At 66.0% G+C, this 13,879-nt stretch carries 11 protein-coding genes and 1 tRNA gene; 7 read left to right on the top strand and 5 right to left on the bottom strand.

The window, feature by feature from the left end; genetic code table 11:
* The first annotated feature begins 2 nt into the window (after positions 1 to 2).
* Positions 3 to 1,682, top strand: a complete 1,680-nt coding sequence (der, locus tag Q4E25_RS03175) for a ribosome biogenesis GTPase Der (protein WP_303153991.1) — start codon at positions 3 to 5, stop codon at positions 1,680 to 1,682.
* Positions 1,683 to 1,711: 29 nt separating this feature from the next.
* Here the strand turns inward: der and Q4E25_RS03170 are convergent, their stop codons facing one another.
* Complete coding sequence (locus tag Q4E25_RS03170) at positions 1,712 to 2,560, bottom strand: class I SAM-dependent methyltransferase (RefSeq protein ID WP_303153938.1); 849 nt, start codon at positions 2,558 to 2,560, stop codon at positions 1,712 to 1,714.
* 84 nt (positions 2,561 to 2,644) lie between these two features.
* Here Q4E25_RS03170 and Q4E25_RS03165 point away from each other — a divergent pair, with 84 nt between their 5' ends.
* From Q4E25_RS03165 to Q4E25_RS03155, 3 genes are all read left to right on the top strand, one after another.
* Entirely contained in the window at positions 2,645 to 4,084 is a 1,440-nt protein-coding gene (locus tag Q4E25_RS03165) for an ABC transporter ATP-binding protein (RefSeq protein WP_303153936.1), read from the top strand.
* Between the two features lies 1 nt (position 4,085).
* Complete coding sequence (locus Q4E25_RS03160; protein ID WP_303153934.1) at positions 4,086 to 5,858, top strand: ABC transporter ATP-binding protein; 1,773 nt, start codon at positions 4,086 to 4,088, stop codon at positions 5,856 to 5,858.
* Between the two features lie 87 nt (positions 5,859 to 5,945).
* Positions 5,946 to 6,899 (top strand): PHB depolymerase family esterase, encoded by a 954-nt coding sequence (locus Q4E25_RS03155; protein ID WP_303153931.1) that lies wholly within the window; start codon positions 5,946 to 5,948, stop codon positions 6,897 to 6,899.
* 47 nt (positions 6,900 to 6,946) lie between these two features.
* Here Q4E25_RS03155 and Q4E25_RS03150 read toward each other — a convergent pair whose 3' ends face one another.
* Positions 6,947 to 8,197, bottom strand: a complete 1,251-nt coding sequence (locus tag Q4E25_RS03150) for a site-specific DNA-methyltransferase (protein WP_303153930.1) — start codon at positions 8,195 to 8,197, stop codon at positions 6,947 to 6,949.
* 242 nt (positions 8,198 to 8,439) lie between these two features.
* Here Q4E25_RS03150 and Q4E25_RS03145 point away from each other — a divergent pair, with 242 nt between their 5' ends.
* On the top strand, positions 8,440 to 8,619 hold the full coding sequence (locus tag Q4E25_RS03145) for an antitoxin (RefSeq protein ID WP_303153928.1): 180 nt from the start codon (positions 8,440 to 8,442) through the stop codon (positions 8,617 to 8,619).
* A 460-nt stretch (positions 8,620 to 9,079) separates the two neighbouring features.
* On the opposite strand, the gene Q4E25_RS03140 is transcribed toward Q4E25_RS03145, so the two are convergent.
* From Q4E25_RS03140 to Q4E25_RS03130, 3 genes are all read right to left on the bottom strand, one after another.
* Positions 9,080 to 9,153 (bottom strand) — tRNA-Pro (locus Q4E25_RS03140).
* A 123-nt stretch (positions 9,154 to 9,276) separates the two neighbouring features.
* Positions 9,277 to 9,675 carry a YchJ family protein gene (locus tag Q4E25_RS03135; RefSeq protein WP_303153927.1) on the bottom strand — a complete coding sequence of 133 codons (399 nt, stop codon included), beginning with the start codon at positions 9,673 to 9,675 and terminating at the stop codon, positions 9,277 to 9,279.
* The gene (locus Q4E25_RS03130) at positions 9,672 to 10,844 is read right to left on the bottom strand and encodes an alpha/beta fold hydrolase (protein ID WP_303153925.1); all 1,173 of its coding nucleotides are present in this window, start codon (positions 10,842 to 10,844) and stop codon (positions 9,672 to 9,674) included. Before Q4E25_RS03130 ends, Q4E25_RS03135 begins: the two co-directional genes overlap by 4 nt.
* An 88-nt stretch (positions 10,845 to 10,932) precedes the next feature.
* Between Q4E25_RS03130 and secA2 the strand changes: the two genes are divergently transcribed.
* Together secA2 and odhI are read left to right on the top strand one after the other, a co-directional pair.
* Complete coding sequence (gene secA2, locus Q4E25_RS03125) at positions 10,933 to 13,224, top strand: accessory Sec system translocase SecA2 (RefSeq protein ID WP_303153922.1); 2,292 nt, start codon at positions 10,933 to 10,935, stop codon at positions 13,222 to 13,224.
* Between the two features lie 127 nt (positions 13,225 to 13,351).
* Positions 13,352 to 13,783, top strand: coding sequence for an oxoglutarate dehydrogenase inhibitor Odhl (odhI, locus tag Q4E25_RS03120; protein ID WP_303153920.1), 432 nt, complete (start codon positions 13,352 to 13,354; stop codon positions 13,781 to 13,783).
* Positions 13,784 to 13,879 lie beyond the last annotated feature (96 nt).

Here is a 13,879-nt window from a genome sequence, read left to right as displayed (position 1 = left end):
AGATACCCAACGACAAACAGCACGAGAGCTCTCAGCAGAACGAGGAGGCCGCCACCGAGTTCCACTACCCGGTGGGCAAGCTGGAGGAGGAGGTAGTCCGCGATCCGCACGAGGGCTGGGCTCCCGCCGATTTCGATGCCGAGGACTTTGACTACGAGTTCTCTGACGCCGAGTTCGATGGCGCCGACTTCTCCGACACGGATTTCGATGATTCGGAGTTCGGCGAGGCCGACTACGGCGATCCCTACGAGGGGGCTGGCGCCGACGGCGGTGACATCGACGGCGACCAGGCTCCGCTGAGCGAGGAGGAGTGGGAAGCGCTTTCCCGCGCCTTCGACTCCGCCGACCAGCACACTGAGGAAAACCTCTGCACCGTCGCGGTGGTGGGCCGCCCGAACGTGGGCAAGTCCTCCCTGGTCAACCGCTTCTTGGGCCGCCGCGAGGCCGTGGTGGAGGATCACCCCGGTGTGACGCGTGACCGCGTGTCCTATATCGCGGACTGGAACGGCCAGCGCTTCTTCGTGCAGGACACCGGCGGCTGGGATCCCAACGTCAAGGGCATCCACGCCGCCATCGCCCGGCAAGCCGAGCAGGCCATGGAAACCGCCGATGTCATCGTCTTCGTGGTGGACACTAAGGTGGGCATCACCGAGACCGACTCGGTCATGGCGCGAAAGCTGCAGAAGTCCGAGGTGCCGGTCATCGTCGTGGCCAACAAGTTTGATTCCGAGACCATGTATGCCGACATGGCGGAGTTCTACGCGCTAGGCCTGGGAGATCCCTGGCCGGTGTCCGCACAGCACGGCCGCGGCGGTGCTGACGTGCTTGATGAGATCCTGCGCCTGTTCCCCGAGGAGCCGCGCCACGCCTCGATAACCTCTGGCCCGCGCCGCGTCGCGCTGGTGGGCAAGCCCAATGTGGGCAAGTCCTCGCTGCTCAACAAGCTGACCTCGGAGGAGCGTTCCGTGGTGGATAACGTGGCCGGTACCACGGTGGACCCGGTGGATTCCCTGGTGCAGCTGGATCAGCGCCTGTGGAAGTTCATTGACACCGCCGGCTTGCGCAAGAAGGTCAAGAACGCCCAGGGCCACGAGTACTATGCCTCGCTGCGCACCCGCGGCGTGATCGACGCCGCCGAGGTGTGCGTCATGCTTATCGACGCCTCCCAGGAGGTCTCCGAGCAGGACCAGCGCGTGCTCAACATGGTGCTTGAGGCGGGCAAGGCCCTGGTCATCGTGTTTAACAAGTGGGACCTCATGGACGAGGATCGCCGCTACTACCTCGACCGCGAGATCGACGAGCAGCTTAGCCACCTGCCCTGGGTGACCCGCATCAACGTCTCCGCGCAGACCGGGCGTGCCCTGCAGCGCCTAGAGCCGGCGATGATCGAGGCCCTGGAGAGCTGGGACAAGCGCGTGTCCACGGGCCAGCTCAACAACTGGCTGCGCGAGGCCATTGCCGCGAACCCGCCGCCGATGAAGAACAACCGCCTGCCGCGCGTGCTCTTTGCCACCCAGGCCTCGACTCAGCCGCCGACCATCGTGCTCTTTACCACCGGCTTCCTCGACGCGGCCTACCGCCGCTACCTCGAGCGCAAGTTCCGCGAGCGCTTTGGCTTCCACGGCTCCCCGGTGCGCATTGCGGTGCGCGTGCGCGAGCGCCGCGATAAGCGCAAGCGCTAGGGCCCCGGCGGGCCCTAGCCTTTAAATTCCTAGCACTCATCCCGTACCAGCACGAAGGCATCCGTGCGGTACGGGATGTCCAGTTTTTGTCCCCGCTCAAAGCCCATGTGCTCGAAGAGATACCAGTCGAGGTTATGAGTCATGCGCTGGTGAATCTTCTCCCCGTTGCGCAGCCAGTAGGAGCGGGTGTGCATGAGCTGATGCAGCTGCTCCGGCGTGAGCTCGTGGCTCCACGTCAGGCGCAGCTCCTGGTCGATCTTCCACGGCGAGACCACCTCCGGGTAGAAACCCGGGCGCTGGATGTCGCCGGAGTGCATGATGCGCGCCAGCCGCAGAATCCAGGGATCGGCGCCAACATCCAAGGTGTTCCACACCAGCAGCACCCTACCGCCGGGGCGCAGGATGCGGTCGAATTCCGCGCTGGCCCTGGCCACGTCCACCCAGTGCCAGGTCTGGGCGCAGGCGACGGCGTCCACGCAGGCACGGCCAAGCGCGGTGTTCTCCGCTGTCGCCCGCCAAGTGGGAAGGCCCAATCGGCGCAAGATGCGGGTCATGTCGGGGGAGGGATCGCAGGCCCAGACCTGCGGGTTGCTCAAGCGCTCGGTGAGCTTGCCGGTGCCCGCGCCAACGTCGAGGACCGTGCCAGCATCTGCGATGAGCTCGGCTACCTCCTCCGGGTAGCCGGGGCGCACGTCGTGGTAGGTGTGTGCGCCGTGGTGGAAGGCCAACGCGGAACGCGTGCGGTGGTCGGCGCTGCGGAAGGCGGGCGCCTGCTTGGTGGAGGCGGGCCGATAGCTGGGGTAGTGCTCCGGGCCGGGCAGGTGCTGAGTGCCGGGATGCTGGTGATCGGCGCGGGGAGTCTGGTCTTCGGTGCTCATAGATACCTTCAAAATACCTGCTCCCGCGGGTGGAGGAGCAATGGGCATGGGGCTTGTCCGGCGCGTCCAATACAATGTCCACCCATGACACGTCTTCCCTCGCCCGATGATCCCCGCTGGTTGCTCAAAACCCTCTTCGCGCGCAAGGAGAAGACCATCCCGGCGGCGCTGTTGATGTCCGTCGGTTTTCTGTCCAACGGCACCACGCCGGTCATCGTGGGGCATGCCATCGATGAGGCCGTGCGCACGGGCGAGGCCGCCGCGCTGCTGACCTGGCTGGGCGCGCTCGTGGGTGTGTTCGCGGTGAACATCGTGGTGACGTGGTTCGCGCGCTCCTTCCTGGTCCGAGCGCGCGTGGAGATCGCCCACGAGCTGCGCATGGCGGTTACTGATCGCATCCAGGATCCGCGCGGCATGGCGGGGCGTGCCCGCACGGCCGGCGAGTTGCTCTCGGTGGCCTCCACGGACGTGCAGCGTGTGTCCTTTGCCGTGATGATGACGGTCTTTCCTGCCGGCGAGGCCACGGCGATTCTCTACGTGGCCATCATGACATCTCTCATCCACCTGCCGCTGGGCCTGGCCATCTTCGCCGGCGGGCCGCTGGTGGTCTACATCTCCCTGCGCGCGGCGCGCCCGCTGCGGGCGAAGTCCGCCACGCGGCAGAAGGCCCTGGCACGGGCGGCCGCCATGGCCACCGACGTGGTGCAGGGGCTGCGCATCCTCAAAGGGCTGGGGGCCATCTCCACCGTGCGCAGCCGCTACAACGCGGTCTCCGGCGCGGCCTACGAGAAGACCGTGGAGGCCAACGCCGCGCAGGCTCGGCTCAACGCCGCCACGGAGGCCATTGGCGCCCTCTACGTGGGCGCGGTGGGCGTTGCCGCCGGCTTCCTAGCGCTGGCGGGCACGTTGAGCATCGGCGAGCTCATCACCGTGGTGGGCCTGACGCAGTTCGTCATCACGCCGATGACCATGCTGGGTAAGAATATCGCCTCCACGCTGGCCAACGCCCAAGCCAGCGGTCAGCGAATTCGCGGGGTGCTCGGCGCGGACTTCGCGCACTATCCGGAGGCCAGCCTGCCGGCGCTGCGCCCGGGGCTGAGCGTGATCCCGGAGCACGCGCCGGAGGGCATCGAGCACCTGGACCGCAGTGTGGCCATCGTGGCCCCGCACCGGGCGGACCTCTTTGAGGGAACCGTGGCCAGCAACATTTCCGAGGATCCGGCGGTGGCCGAGCGCGCCTTGTGGGCCGCGGCCGCAGAGGACATCCCGGGCGGCCTTGAGCGCATGGTGGGCGAGCGCGGCGGCAACCTTTCCGGCGGCCAGCGCCAGCGCGTGGCCCTGGCCAGGGCTCTGGCCACCGAGGCGGAGCTGCTCATCCTGCAGGATCCCACTACGGCCGTGGACTCCGTGACGGAGCAGGTCATCGTCGAGCGCGTGGCGCAGGTACGTGGCACCCGCCCCACGGTGGTCTACACCACCTCGCCGGCCTGGAAGGCCGCCGCCTGCGCAGGAAAGGGGGCCTAGCATGCGTTTTCCCACTGCCACCTGGCCCGAGGTCCGCGGGGTTGTCTCCACGGTGGTGCGCACCGTGCCACGCGCGCGCGGCTGGACTGTGCTGTCCGTGCTGCTACTCGTCCTTGGCGCCGTGGGCAACGTCGTGGTGCCCATTCTCTTGGGCCGCATTGTCGACGCCGTCTTAAGCCCCGCCGGCTCCGCCGCGCGCCTGGGAGCCCTCGGCGGCGGGCTGGCTGCCGCCGCGGTGGTTTCCGCCTGCGCCTCGGCCGCCGGTTTTTATGCGCTGTCCAAGGTCACCGAGCGCGTCATCGCCGGCATGCGCGAGGAGATGGTGGGTACGGCGCTGGGCCTGCCGGTGCACCGCGTGGAGGAGGCCGGTACCGGTGATCTAGTTTCGCGCTCCACGGATGACGTGGCCGAGCTATCCTCCGCCGTGACCACCACGGTGCCGGCGCTGTCGAGTTCGATCTTCGCCATCGGCACCACCGCGGTGGCGCTGGTGGGGCTGCAGTGGCAGTTCCTCGCCGTGGTGGTTGCAGCCGCCCCGCTGTACGTGATTGCCTCGCGCAACTACCTCAAGGTGGCGCCGGAGCGCTACAGCACCGAGCGCGCGGCCATGGCTGAGCGCGCCCGGCGCGTCCTCGAGGCCATCCACGGTCGGGACACCGTGCGCGCCTTTGGCATGGAGCAGCAGATGCACGATTCCATCAACGAGTCCTCGCTCGCGGTCTCCCACGCAGGCTACCGCGCGCGGCGCACGCTGATGGTGCTGCAGGCGTGGGTTTCCGTGGTGGAGTGCCTCATGCTGGTGGTGGGGCTCATCGTGGGCTTTTATGCGGTGCGCGCGGGCGCGCTGAGTGTGGGTGCGGTGACCGCGGCGATGCTCATGCTTATCCGCCTGCGTGGCCCCATGCGCTCACTGATGATGGTGCTCGATACCATCCAGTCCGGCTACGCCTCCCTGGCGCGCATCGCCGGCGTGGTCAAGGATCCGCCCGCCCCCGTGCCGCCGGCTGGTGCCCCCGACCCAACCGGTGAGGTCTGCCTGGACGGGGTGTCCTTTGCCTACGGGCCCGCGGGCGGCGCCGGGGACGGGCAGCGCTGGGCCGTGCGCGATGTCTGCCTGCACGCCGAGCCCGGTGAAGTCATTGCGCTGGTGGGTGCTTCGGGCGCGGGCAAGTCCACTGTGGCCGCGCTGCTGGCGGGGCTGCGGGTGCCGGATAGCGGCACGGTCACCATTGATGGGGTAGAGGTACGCCTGCTTTCCGACGTCGAACGCGGCCAGCGCCTGGCCCTCATCTCCCAGGAGGTACACGTCTTTTCCGGCACGCTGCGCGCGGACCTGTCTCTGGCCTGCCCGGACGCCACCGATGCGCAGATGAAGCAGGCCTTGGCCCGGGTGCACGCCGATTGGTTCGAGCGGATGGCCGATGGCCTCGACACCGTCGTGGGCGCGCGCGGCCAGCAGCTCGATCCGGTGGAGGCCCAGCAGCTGGCGCTGGCGCGCATCCTGCTGCTGGATCCGGCGGTGGTGGTCATGGATGAGGCCACCGCGGAGGCCGGATCGGCGGGCGCGGGTGCCCTTGAGGCTGCTGCCGCGGAGGTCACCGCCGGGCGCACGGCCATTATCGTGGCGCACCGCTTGGACCAGGCCGCGCAGTCGGACGAGGTGCTGGTTATGGACCAGGGCAGGGTGGTTGAGAGGGGAACCCACGAGGAACTGCTACATTCTAAAGGCCGTTATTCTCACATGTGGAACGCTTGGCAGAAGGGACGCGACTAAGCTGTGGTGACCAACCCGGAACGTGGAGTTCGGCGAGGAGGACTTGCCCGCGCGTGCTCTCGTGTACTCGCGGCCGTCTCTGCGGCCGTGTGTGTGGGCGCTGTGGCGGCCTGCTCCTCGCCGGAGCCCGAAACCTCGGTGGCGCACCGCGGGCCCTGGGATGAGAAGTCTCCTTTGGGCATCCCGCTGTCCGCGCCGCTGGTGGGCCCCGAACCGGGCGAGACCAAGGTGATCAATTTGCCTTCGGGCAGGCAGTTCCGCCTCCACGTTCCCAAGGACTACGACCCCGAGAAGAAGTGGCCGGTGGTCCTGCTCTTCCACGGCTGGAAGGAATCAGCGGAGAAGATTCAGAACTACTCCCAGATGGATGCCGCCGAGGCGATCCTGGCCTACCCGCTAGGGAAGGATGCCGCGTGGTCTCCGGCGCCCTACGCGGTGACCACTGCGGAGGAGGACCTCGACTTTGTGGAGAAGATCATCGACGGCCTGCGCGCGACCTACACGGTGGATGATTCCCGCATCTACGCCGCTGGCCTGTCCAACGGCGGTGGTTTTGCGGCTTTCCTGGCTTGCCGCATGCCGGAGACCTTCCGCTCTGTGGCCACGGTTTCGGCGGCCTACTACGACGGCATTCACGAGGGCTGCGCGCAGGCCCCGGTGGGCCGGTTGGACATCCACGGTACGGATGACCCTGTGGTGAGCTATTACGGCGGCAAGCGCCACGGCGTGCACTATTCCTCTGTTCCGGAGGTGCTCAATGAGCACCAGAAGCGCAACAACTGCTCCGGGCCCATCCACACGGTGCGCCTGACCAACAATGCGCTGCAGGAAACCTGGCTGGGCTGTGACGCCCCGCTGCAGCACATCCGCATCGGCGGCGGCAGCCACGTGTGGCCCGGCGGGCGCAGCGACGACGCCAAAGCCGCCGGCGCCGGCTTTGCCACCGATAAGGTGCTGGACTTCTTTGGCATCCCCGGCCGCCCGGCAGGCACGGTGGAGCAGGGCGAGGTCGAGGAAAAGCCCGCGCCAACGCTGAAATAGTCGTGGACGGCGGCGTAGCCGCCAGCACTGAAGTAGCGAGCGCGCGCCTAGTGCGCCGCCGGGATCCGCAGGTGGCTAAAGCAGCCTTTCTCCACAGCATTCACTCGTGCGACGCAAATATCGGCCACCGTGGCAAAACCCGCCTTGGCCGCTGCACTGTTGGCCGCGGTGGGCTGGGGCAGCTGCACGAGGTGGAAGCGGCGCGTGCCGCCGTCGGCGTGGTTGAGCTCGAGTACCGCCTGGGCCGTGGTGCCAGATCCGGCGAAGAAGTCGAGCACGACGGCATCGGCGGGGCCCGCAATGGCAATGAGATGGCTGATGAGGCGCACCGGCTTGGGGAACTCAAACACGCCCTTGTGTCCCAGTGCTTCCTCGGCGTCGCGACGCCCGGCGCGGGTGACCCCGAAGCGCTCGCCGTCGAGTAGTGAGCGGGGCCGCGCCCCCTTCTTCTCATAGTTCTTGGTGTAGACAAACCCGCGGCTAAAGACCAGCTCCTCGTAGCGCTCAGCCACCATGTCGGTTCCCCAGCGCCAACGGGCCACCTTCTCCTTGCCGGCTGGCTGGTGGGGGAGGTACTGCTTGCCGTCGGGCCCGGTGATAGGAAAGTCCAGAGTGGGCAGATAGCCCAGCGTCTTGGAATCCAGCCGCACCAACGAATAGTTACCTTTTTCATCGCTGTGGTTGTACTTGGTGCTGGTGTGCGCGAACTCATCGAGGTTAAAGCCCGGGCTGTCCTGGGAGCGCACGTAGCACAGTACGTATTCGTGCTCGACCACCGCGAACTTAGAGTCGTTCTTGCCAGTACCACCCTTCTTCCACACGAACTGCCCGGCGAAGCAGTCCTCGCCGAAGACCTCGTTCATCACCAGCCGCAGGTGCGCGCACTCGTCCTCGCCGATGGACACGAAGATGACGCCTGTTTTCGCCAGCACTTCGCGGGCAAGGATGAGCCGGGGCAGCATCATCGACAACCAGTCGGCGTGCCATTGCCCAAAGTCTGAAGCGCGCTGCTCGCGGCGCTTGCGGTAGTTATCCCGGTACACAAAGTCCTTGCCCGTGTTGTACGGCGGGTCGATGTAGATGACATCCGCCTTAACCCCGTGGTGGACCATGTGCTTGAGTGCGTCGAGGTTGTCCGCCTCGGAGATGGTGTTGCCGTGAGTGAAAGGGGAGCCGGTGCCACTGAGTACCTCCAGCGCCTCCGGCCGGCACGGGCTCGAAGCCTGTGCGGCAGCCTCCTCCTTGCCGGGCCAGTAGAGGCCAAAAGCCGGGATGGTGCGTGTGGTGGCTTCGGGCATAGTGGGTGTCCTTGAAACGGGGGTGTGGTTGGCGAGAGCTGTCAACGCTATCAGCGTACTTTTAGAAACCCTTACGGTGTGGCGGCGCGCCGCAGCTCAGCGCTAGTTTGTGCCGGGCGCATCCGAGGCTCGCAGCTTCCGAGCAAAGCCCTCACTCGCTGTCATCATGGCGAGCCCCACGGCATGTATGTACCGTGGGGCCCTGTAACCCTAGAAGCGAATTTTTTATGAAAGGAGTCACCATGGGAATCATGGACAAGGCCAAGGACGCTCTGAACTCCGACAAGGGCGAAGAGGCTACCGATAAGGTTCTGGACAAGGGCGCTGAGGCTGCCAAGGGCAAGCTGGGCGAGGACAAGGCGGACAAAATCGACGCCGCTCGCGACAAGGCCGATGAGGCCCTGGGCAAGCAGGGCGAGTAAAACCCCGCGGAGCGCTCACGCGAGAACGCGGCGCGAAGCTTTTCTACGAGCGTCCACCCGATTCCTGGGTGGGCGCTCGTTGCGTTTTGTGGGAGGGAACTAGGCGGTTAGTGAGGAAAGGTAAAAGCGCCGCCGGGATGGCCTTGGCTCTCCGCTACCTGTGGAAAAGGGGAAGGGGAGGCGAGTGCGAGGTCACGAGTAGCGATAAAGGGAAGCCGGAAAGGAAAGGACTCAAAGGCCAAGAGGCAAGCGAAGCGGAACGGGCTAAATGAACATGCACTGAAAACGGAAAAGCTCGATTTAGCCCATGCAGGCATCTGTGTCTTTGACTGTGGCAAGTGGGGCCGGTGGCCGCCAGAACAGCGCGGCAAGAAGCACAGCGGCAGCGCGGCAAGAAACACAGCGCAGCAAGAAACAAGAAACAGGCCAGAGCGGTGATTGTGCTCTGGCCTGTTGGCTGTCGGACTAACAGGATTTGAACCTGCGACCCCTACACCCCCAGTGTAGTGCGCTACCAAACTGCGCCATAGTCCGCCGCTTCCCTTATCGGGCAGCTGCCTTAGATTACAACAGTAGTATTCGCATTAGCCAATCGCCTGCTCACAGCGGGTAAATGGTGAAGGGGCGTGAGGACGGGAGCGCTCGGCTGGGGCCATCTTAGAACTGGCCGGCGGAGTAGACCCACTGGCCACCCTGGCGGCGGAAGCTGGAGCGCTCGCGCTGGGAGCCGGTGGCCGCGCCCTTGTAGAAGGCCTCAAACTCCACTACTCCCTCGCTATCGAGCGGGCCACCGGCCACTGTTTCGATGATGTCCAGGCGGTAGAAGCGGATGCCCATGTCTGCCAGCTCCAGGCGCTCCGGGCGGGTGCGCGGATCCCAGGTGCGCAGCAGATAGTCCTCATCGCCGGTGACAAAAGCGCTAAAGCGCGAGCGCATGAGTGCCTCCGCCGAGGGAGCGGGCTTGCCCGCATGGTACTGCCCGCAGCACTCGCCAAAGGTTAGGCCGGTTCCGCAGGGACAGCGCGCGTCAGCCGGCAGGGGATTGAGCACGATCACGCGTTGTCACCCTGCGCCGGCTCGTCCACCACGGAAGCACCGCCGAGGAGGTGATCGATGGAGGTGTCCCGGGCGGCCTCGAGAAGCGCGGCGCGCTGCTCAGCGCTGAGATCGCCGATGAGCTCCACGCGGCGCTCGAAGGTATCGGTGCCCTCGACGTGAGTGACGGCCACGGAGACGTCGTCAAGCGGCATGCCCTTCGCCGCCTTCTTCACCGCCTGTACGCTGGCCGCGGACAGTGCGGACATGATGAGGCCCTCGGGGGTAAAGCCCTGGCCCTTACCGCCGTTCTTCTTGGTGCGGTCCGCGGTCACGCTGCGATCGTTGTGGCGGATGACCGCGCCGAACTTGGTGCCCACCGTCGGGGTGGCCACCGCGGAATCCTCGCCCACCGGCGCCGGGACGTTCTCCGGCACGATGAACTGCTCGGACCACGCGCCGATGAGATCCGCAGCCCGCGCGGCGGTGCCCTGTTTGGTCAGCAGGTGATCGGTCTTGTCCAGGCTCACCAGGGACTTGGGGTAGCGGGTCTTGAGGAAGATGTTCTGGGCGTTGTCGATGCCCACGGTCTGGTCAATCGGGGAGTGCAGCAGCAGAAGCGGCTTGCGTAGGCGCGGCAGGTACTCCTCCGGGTTGGTATCGGCGAGGTCCTCCAGGAAGCCGCGGGAGATGATGAGGTTGCGCCCGCCCAGGATGACCTCCACCTGGCCGTTGGCGTCGACCTCCCCGATTTTGTCGGCGTAGTGCAGCACGGAGTGGGCGGGATCGAAGGGAGCGCCGAGTGTGGCCACGGCCTTGAGGGAACGGATGCCGTTGGCCGCCGCCAGGGAGGCCGCACCGCCCAGGGAGTGGCCCATGAGCAGCTGGGGCGCGGAGTAGTTCTCCTCCAACCAGGCGGCGGCAGCCTGGATGTCAGCCACGTTCTGGCTAAAGGTGGTGTCTGCGAACTCGCCCTCAGACTGCCCCAGGCCGGGGAAATCGAAGCGCAGGGTGGCAATGCCAAACTCGGTGAGCTGCTTGCTCACGCGGGCAGCGCCCGGGGTGTGGCGGGAGCCGGCAAAACAGTGCGCAAATATGGCGTAGGCGCGCGGCTTGGTATCGGGAAAATCGATGGTTCCGGCCATCTTTGTCCCGGTGCTGGAAGGGAGCGTCACGTTCATCGATTGCATGGCCTCAAGGATATAAGGCCAACTGCAACTGAGCTAACCGAGGTTGACTATTGTCAGAAGGGTTAGCAACGTTACGGAGGTTGAGGCTATGGCCGCGTTTAACTGGTTCTGGAAGGCAATGGGCGCGACATCGGAGCGCAACAATAAGAAATCCAAAGCCGTCGTGGAGGCCGCCGGCGCGCAGGCCGCGGACTTAGCCCAGCGTGACGATGCCTTCGTGGTCAACGCGGCGCGGCAGAGCGTGGCCGAGGCAAAGATCGCGGATAAGTCCACCTTCCTCGCCGCGCTGGCCGTGGCGAGTGAACGGCGTCTCGGGATGCATCCTTTTACTGTTCAATCACAGGCGGTGCTGCGCCTGCTGGAGGGTGACGTCATCCAGATGGCCACCGGTGAGGGCAAGACCCTGGTGGGTGCGATGGCCGCGACCGGCTTCGCGTTGACCGGCAAGCGCGTGCACGTGGTCACCGTGAACAACTACCTGGCCGTGCGCGACGCCGAGTGGATGCGCCCGCTCGTGGAGTTCTTCGGGCTGACGGTGGCGTCGGTCTCTGAGAAGAACACCCCCGAGGAGCGGCGCCAGGCCTACCAGGCGGATATCATCTATGGCCCGGTCAACGAGCTGGGCTTCGACGTGCTGCGCGATAACCAGATCACCTCGCGGGAGCAGACCGTGCAGGCGCCCGCCGACGTCGCCTTGGTGGACGAGGCCGACTCCGTGCTGGTCGACGAAGCCCTCGTCCCGCTCGTGCTGGCCGGTAACCGCCCGGGCGAGGCGCCCACCGGGCACATCACCAACGTGGTCTCCCGCCTGCGCGAGGGCTTGGATTACGTGGTGGCCGAGGACGGCCGTACCGTCTCGCTTACAGATGACGGCGCGGCCCGCGTCGAGCGGGAGCTGGGCATCGACTCGCTCTACTCCGAGGAGAACATCGGCAGCATCCTGGTGAAGGTGAACCTGGCGCTGCACGCCAAGGCGCTGCTCATCCGCGATATCCACTACATCATCAACGACGGCAAGCTGCAGCTTATCGACGCCTCCCGCGGCCGCGTGGCCGATCTCCAGCGCTGGCCCGATGGCCTGCAGGCCGCCGTGGAGGCCAAGGAAGGCCTGGAGGTCTCCGAGGGCGGGCGCATCCTGGACACCATTACCCTGCAGGAGCTCATGCGCCGCTACCCGCTGGTCTGCGGCATGACCGGCACCGCCGTGGAGGCCACCGATCAGCTGCGCCAGTTCTACGATCTCCACGTCTCCGTCATTGACCGCAATAAGGAGCTCAAGCGCTTCGACGAGCAGGACCGCGTCTATGCCACGGTGGAGGAAAAGTCCAAGGCCATCGTCGACGAGATCGCAGCGCTCAACGCCACCGGCCAGCCGGTGCTGGTGGGCACCCACGACGTCGCAGAGTCCGAGGATCTCGCTGAGGCCCTGCGCGAGCGCGGCATCGAGGTCAACGTGCTCAACGCCAAGAACGACGCCGAGGAGGCCCGCATCGTGGCCGAGGCGGGTGATCTGGGCCGGGTGACCGTCTCCACCCAGATGGCCGGCCGCGGCACCGACATCAAGCTGGGGGGCGCCGACGAGGCCGACCGCCAGGCCGTGGTGGACAAGGGCGGGCTGGCCGTCATCGGTACCTCTCGCTACCGCACCTCGCGCTTGGATAACCAGCTGCGCGGGCGCGCGGGCCGCCAGGGCGATCCGGGCTTGAGCGTATTCTTCGTCTCCCTGGAGGACGACGTCGTGCTTCAGGGCGGCGAGGACGAGTCCCTGGCGGCCCAGCCGGATGCCACCGGGCGCATCGAGTCCAAGCGAGTCAACGACTTCATCGCCCACTGCCAGCGCGTGACCGAGGGCCAGCTGCTGGAGATCCACGCGCAGACCTGGAAGTACAACCAGCTGCTGGCGGATCAGCGCATTATCATCGACGAACGCCGCGCCAAGCTGCTCGATACCGACCAGGCCTGGGTGGAGCTCTCCGAGCGCGCCCCGGAAAAGGCCGCGCAGCTGGCGGATCTGCCGGAGGAAACTCGGGTGGCCGCAGCCCGGGAGATCATGCTCTACCACCTGGACTTGGCCTGGGCCGATCACCTGGAGCTCATGGACGACGTGCGCGAGTCCATCCACCTGCGCGCCATCGCCCGCGAAACCCCGATCGATGAGTACCACCGCATCGCGGTGCGCGAGTTCAAGAGCTTGGCCCAGGAGGCCGTCGACAAGGCGGTCGAGACCTTCCGCGAGGTGCTAATCGATGCCGACGGGGCCCACCTTGATGACCACGGCCTGTCCCGGCCCAGCGCGACGTGGACCTACATGGTCTCCGATAACCCCTTGGCCGGGGGTGGCAACTCGGTGCTCAAGGGCATCGGTAATATTTTCCGGTAGGCCGCCGGTGACGCCGCCCTGCGGGGAAGCTCGCGGCGAGCAGAATTTTAGGCGAGGCTACTCGCAGAGGCGGTCGAATCGCTACTATGGAATAAGTCAACACGTATCCGTCCAATCGGAGGTAACAATGAGTGAGAACACTGGCACGCCGGAACCGCAGGTAGAAACCACTTCTGTATTCCGCGCAGACCTTCTCAAGGAGATGGAGAACAGCAGTGCTGTAGGTTCTGACACCTCCGCTGCCGGCGTAGAAAACCTGGCCCCGGGCCAGGCTTTGCTCGTCGTCAAGCGCGGTCCGAATGCCGGCGCCCGTTTCTTGCTGGATCAGCCCACCACCACCGCTGGCCGCCACCCGGAGGCGGACATCTTCCTCGATGATGTCACCGTCTCCCGCCGCCACGCCGAGTTCCGCCTCAACGAGGGCAAGTTTGAGGTCGTCGACGTGGGATCCCTCAACGGCACCTACGTCAACCGCGAGCCCCGCAACTCCCAGGAGCTCGAGGTGGGCGATGAAATTCAGATCGGCAAGTTCCGTCTGGTCTTTATCGCTCCGAAGTAAACCTCCGCGGCATACCTCCGGAAAACACACGGGGTACACGCGAGGGTTAGTCAGTACAGGTCAGTAGAGGCATTAAGAGAAGTATCGTGAGCGCAG

It is taken from the genome of Corynebacterium sp. (genome assembly GCF_030532325.1).
Classification (GTDB): Bacteria; Actinomycetota; Actinomycetes; order Mycobacteriales; family Mycobacteriaceae; genus Corynebacterium.
The sequence above is the reverse complement of the archived record's forward strand: the minus strand, read 5'-3'. Positions and strand labels throughout refer to the sequence as shown.

Excerpts from the sequence above, each read along its gene's own strand:
- Q4E25_RS03165 (WP_303153936.1), top strand. The coding sequence starts at position 2,645 with ATGACACGTCTTCCCTCGCCCGATGATCCCCGCTGGTTGCTCAAAACC.
- odhI (WP_303153920.1), top strand. The coding sequence starts at position 13,352 with ATGAGTGAGAACACTGGCACGCCGGAACCGCAGGTAGAAACCACTTCT.
- secA2 (WP_303153922.1), top strand. The coding sequence starts at position 10,933 with ATGGCCGCGTTTAACTGGTTCTGGAAGGCAATGGGCGCGACATCGGAG.
- Q4E25_RS03130 (WP_303153925.1), bottom strand. The coding sequence starts at position 10,844 with ATGCAATCGATGAACGTGACGCTCCCTTCCAGCACCGGGACAAAGATG.
- Q4E25_RS03145 (WP_303153928.1), top strand. The coding sequence starts at position 8,440 with ATGGGAATCATGGACAAGGCCAAGGACGCTCTGAACTCCGACAAGGGC.
- Q4E25_RS03150 (WP_303153930.1), bottom strand. The coding sequence starts at position 8,197 with ATGCCCGAAGCCACCACACGCACCATCCCGGCTTTTGGCCTCTACTGG.
- Q4E25_RS03170 (WP_303153938.1), bottom strand. The coding sequence starts at position 2,560 with ATGAGCACCGAAGACCAGACTCCCCGCGCCGATCACCAGCATCCCGGC.
- Q4E25_RS03160 (WP_303153934.1), top strand. The coding sequence starts at position 4,086 with ATGCGTTTTCCCACTGCCACCTGGCCCGAGGTCCGCGGGGTTGTCTCC.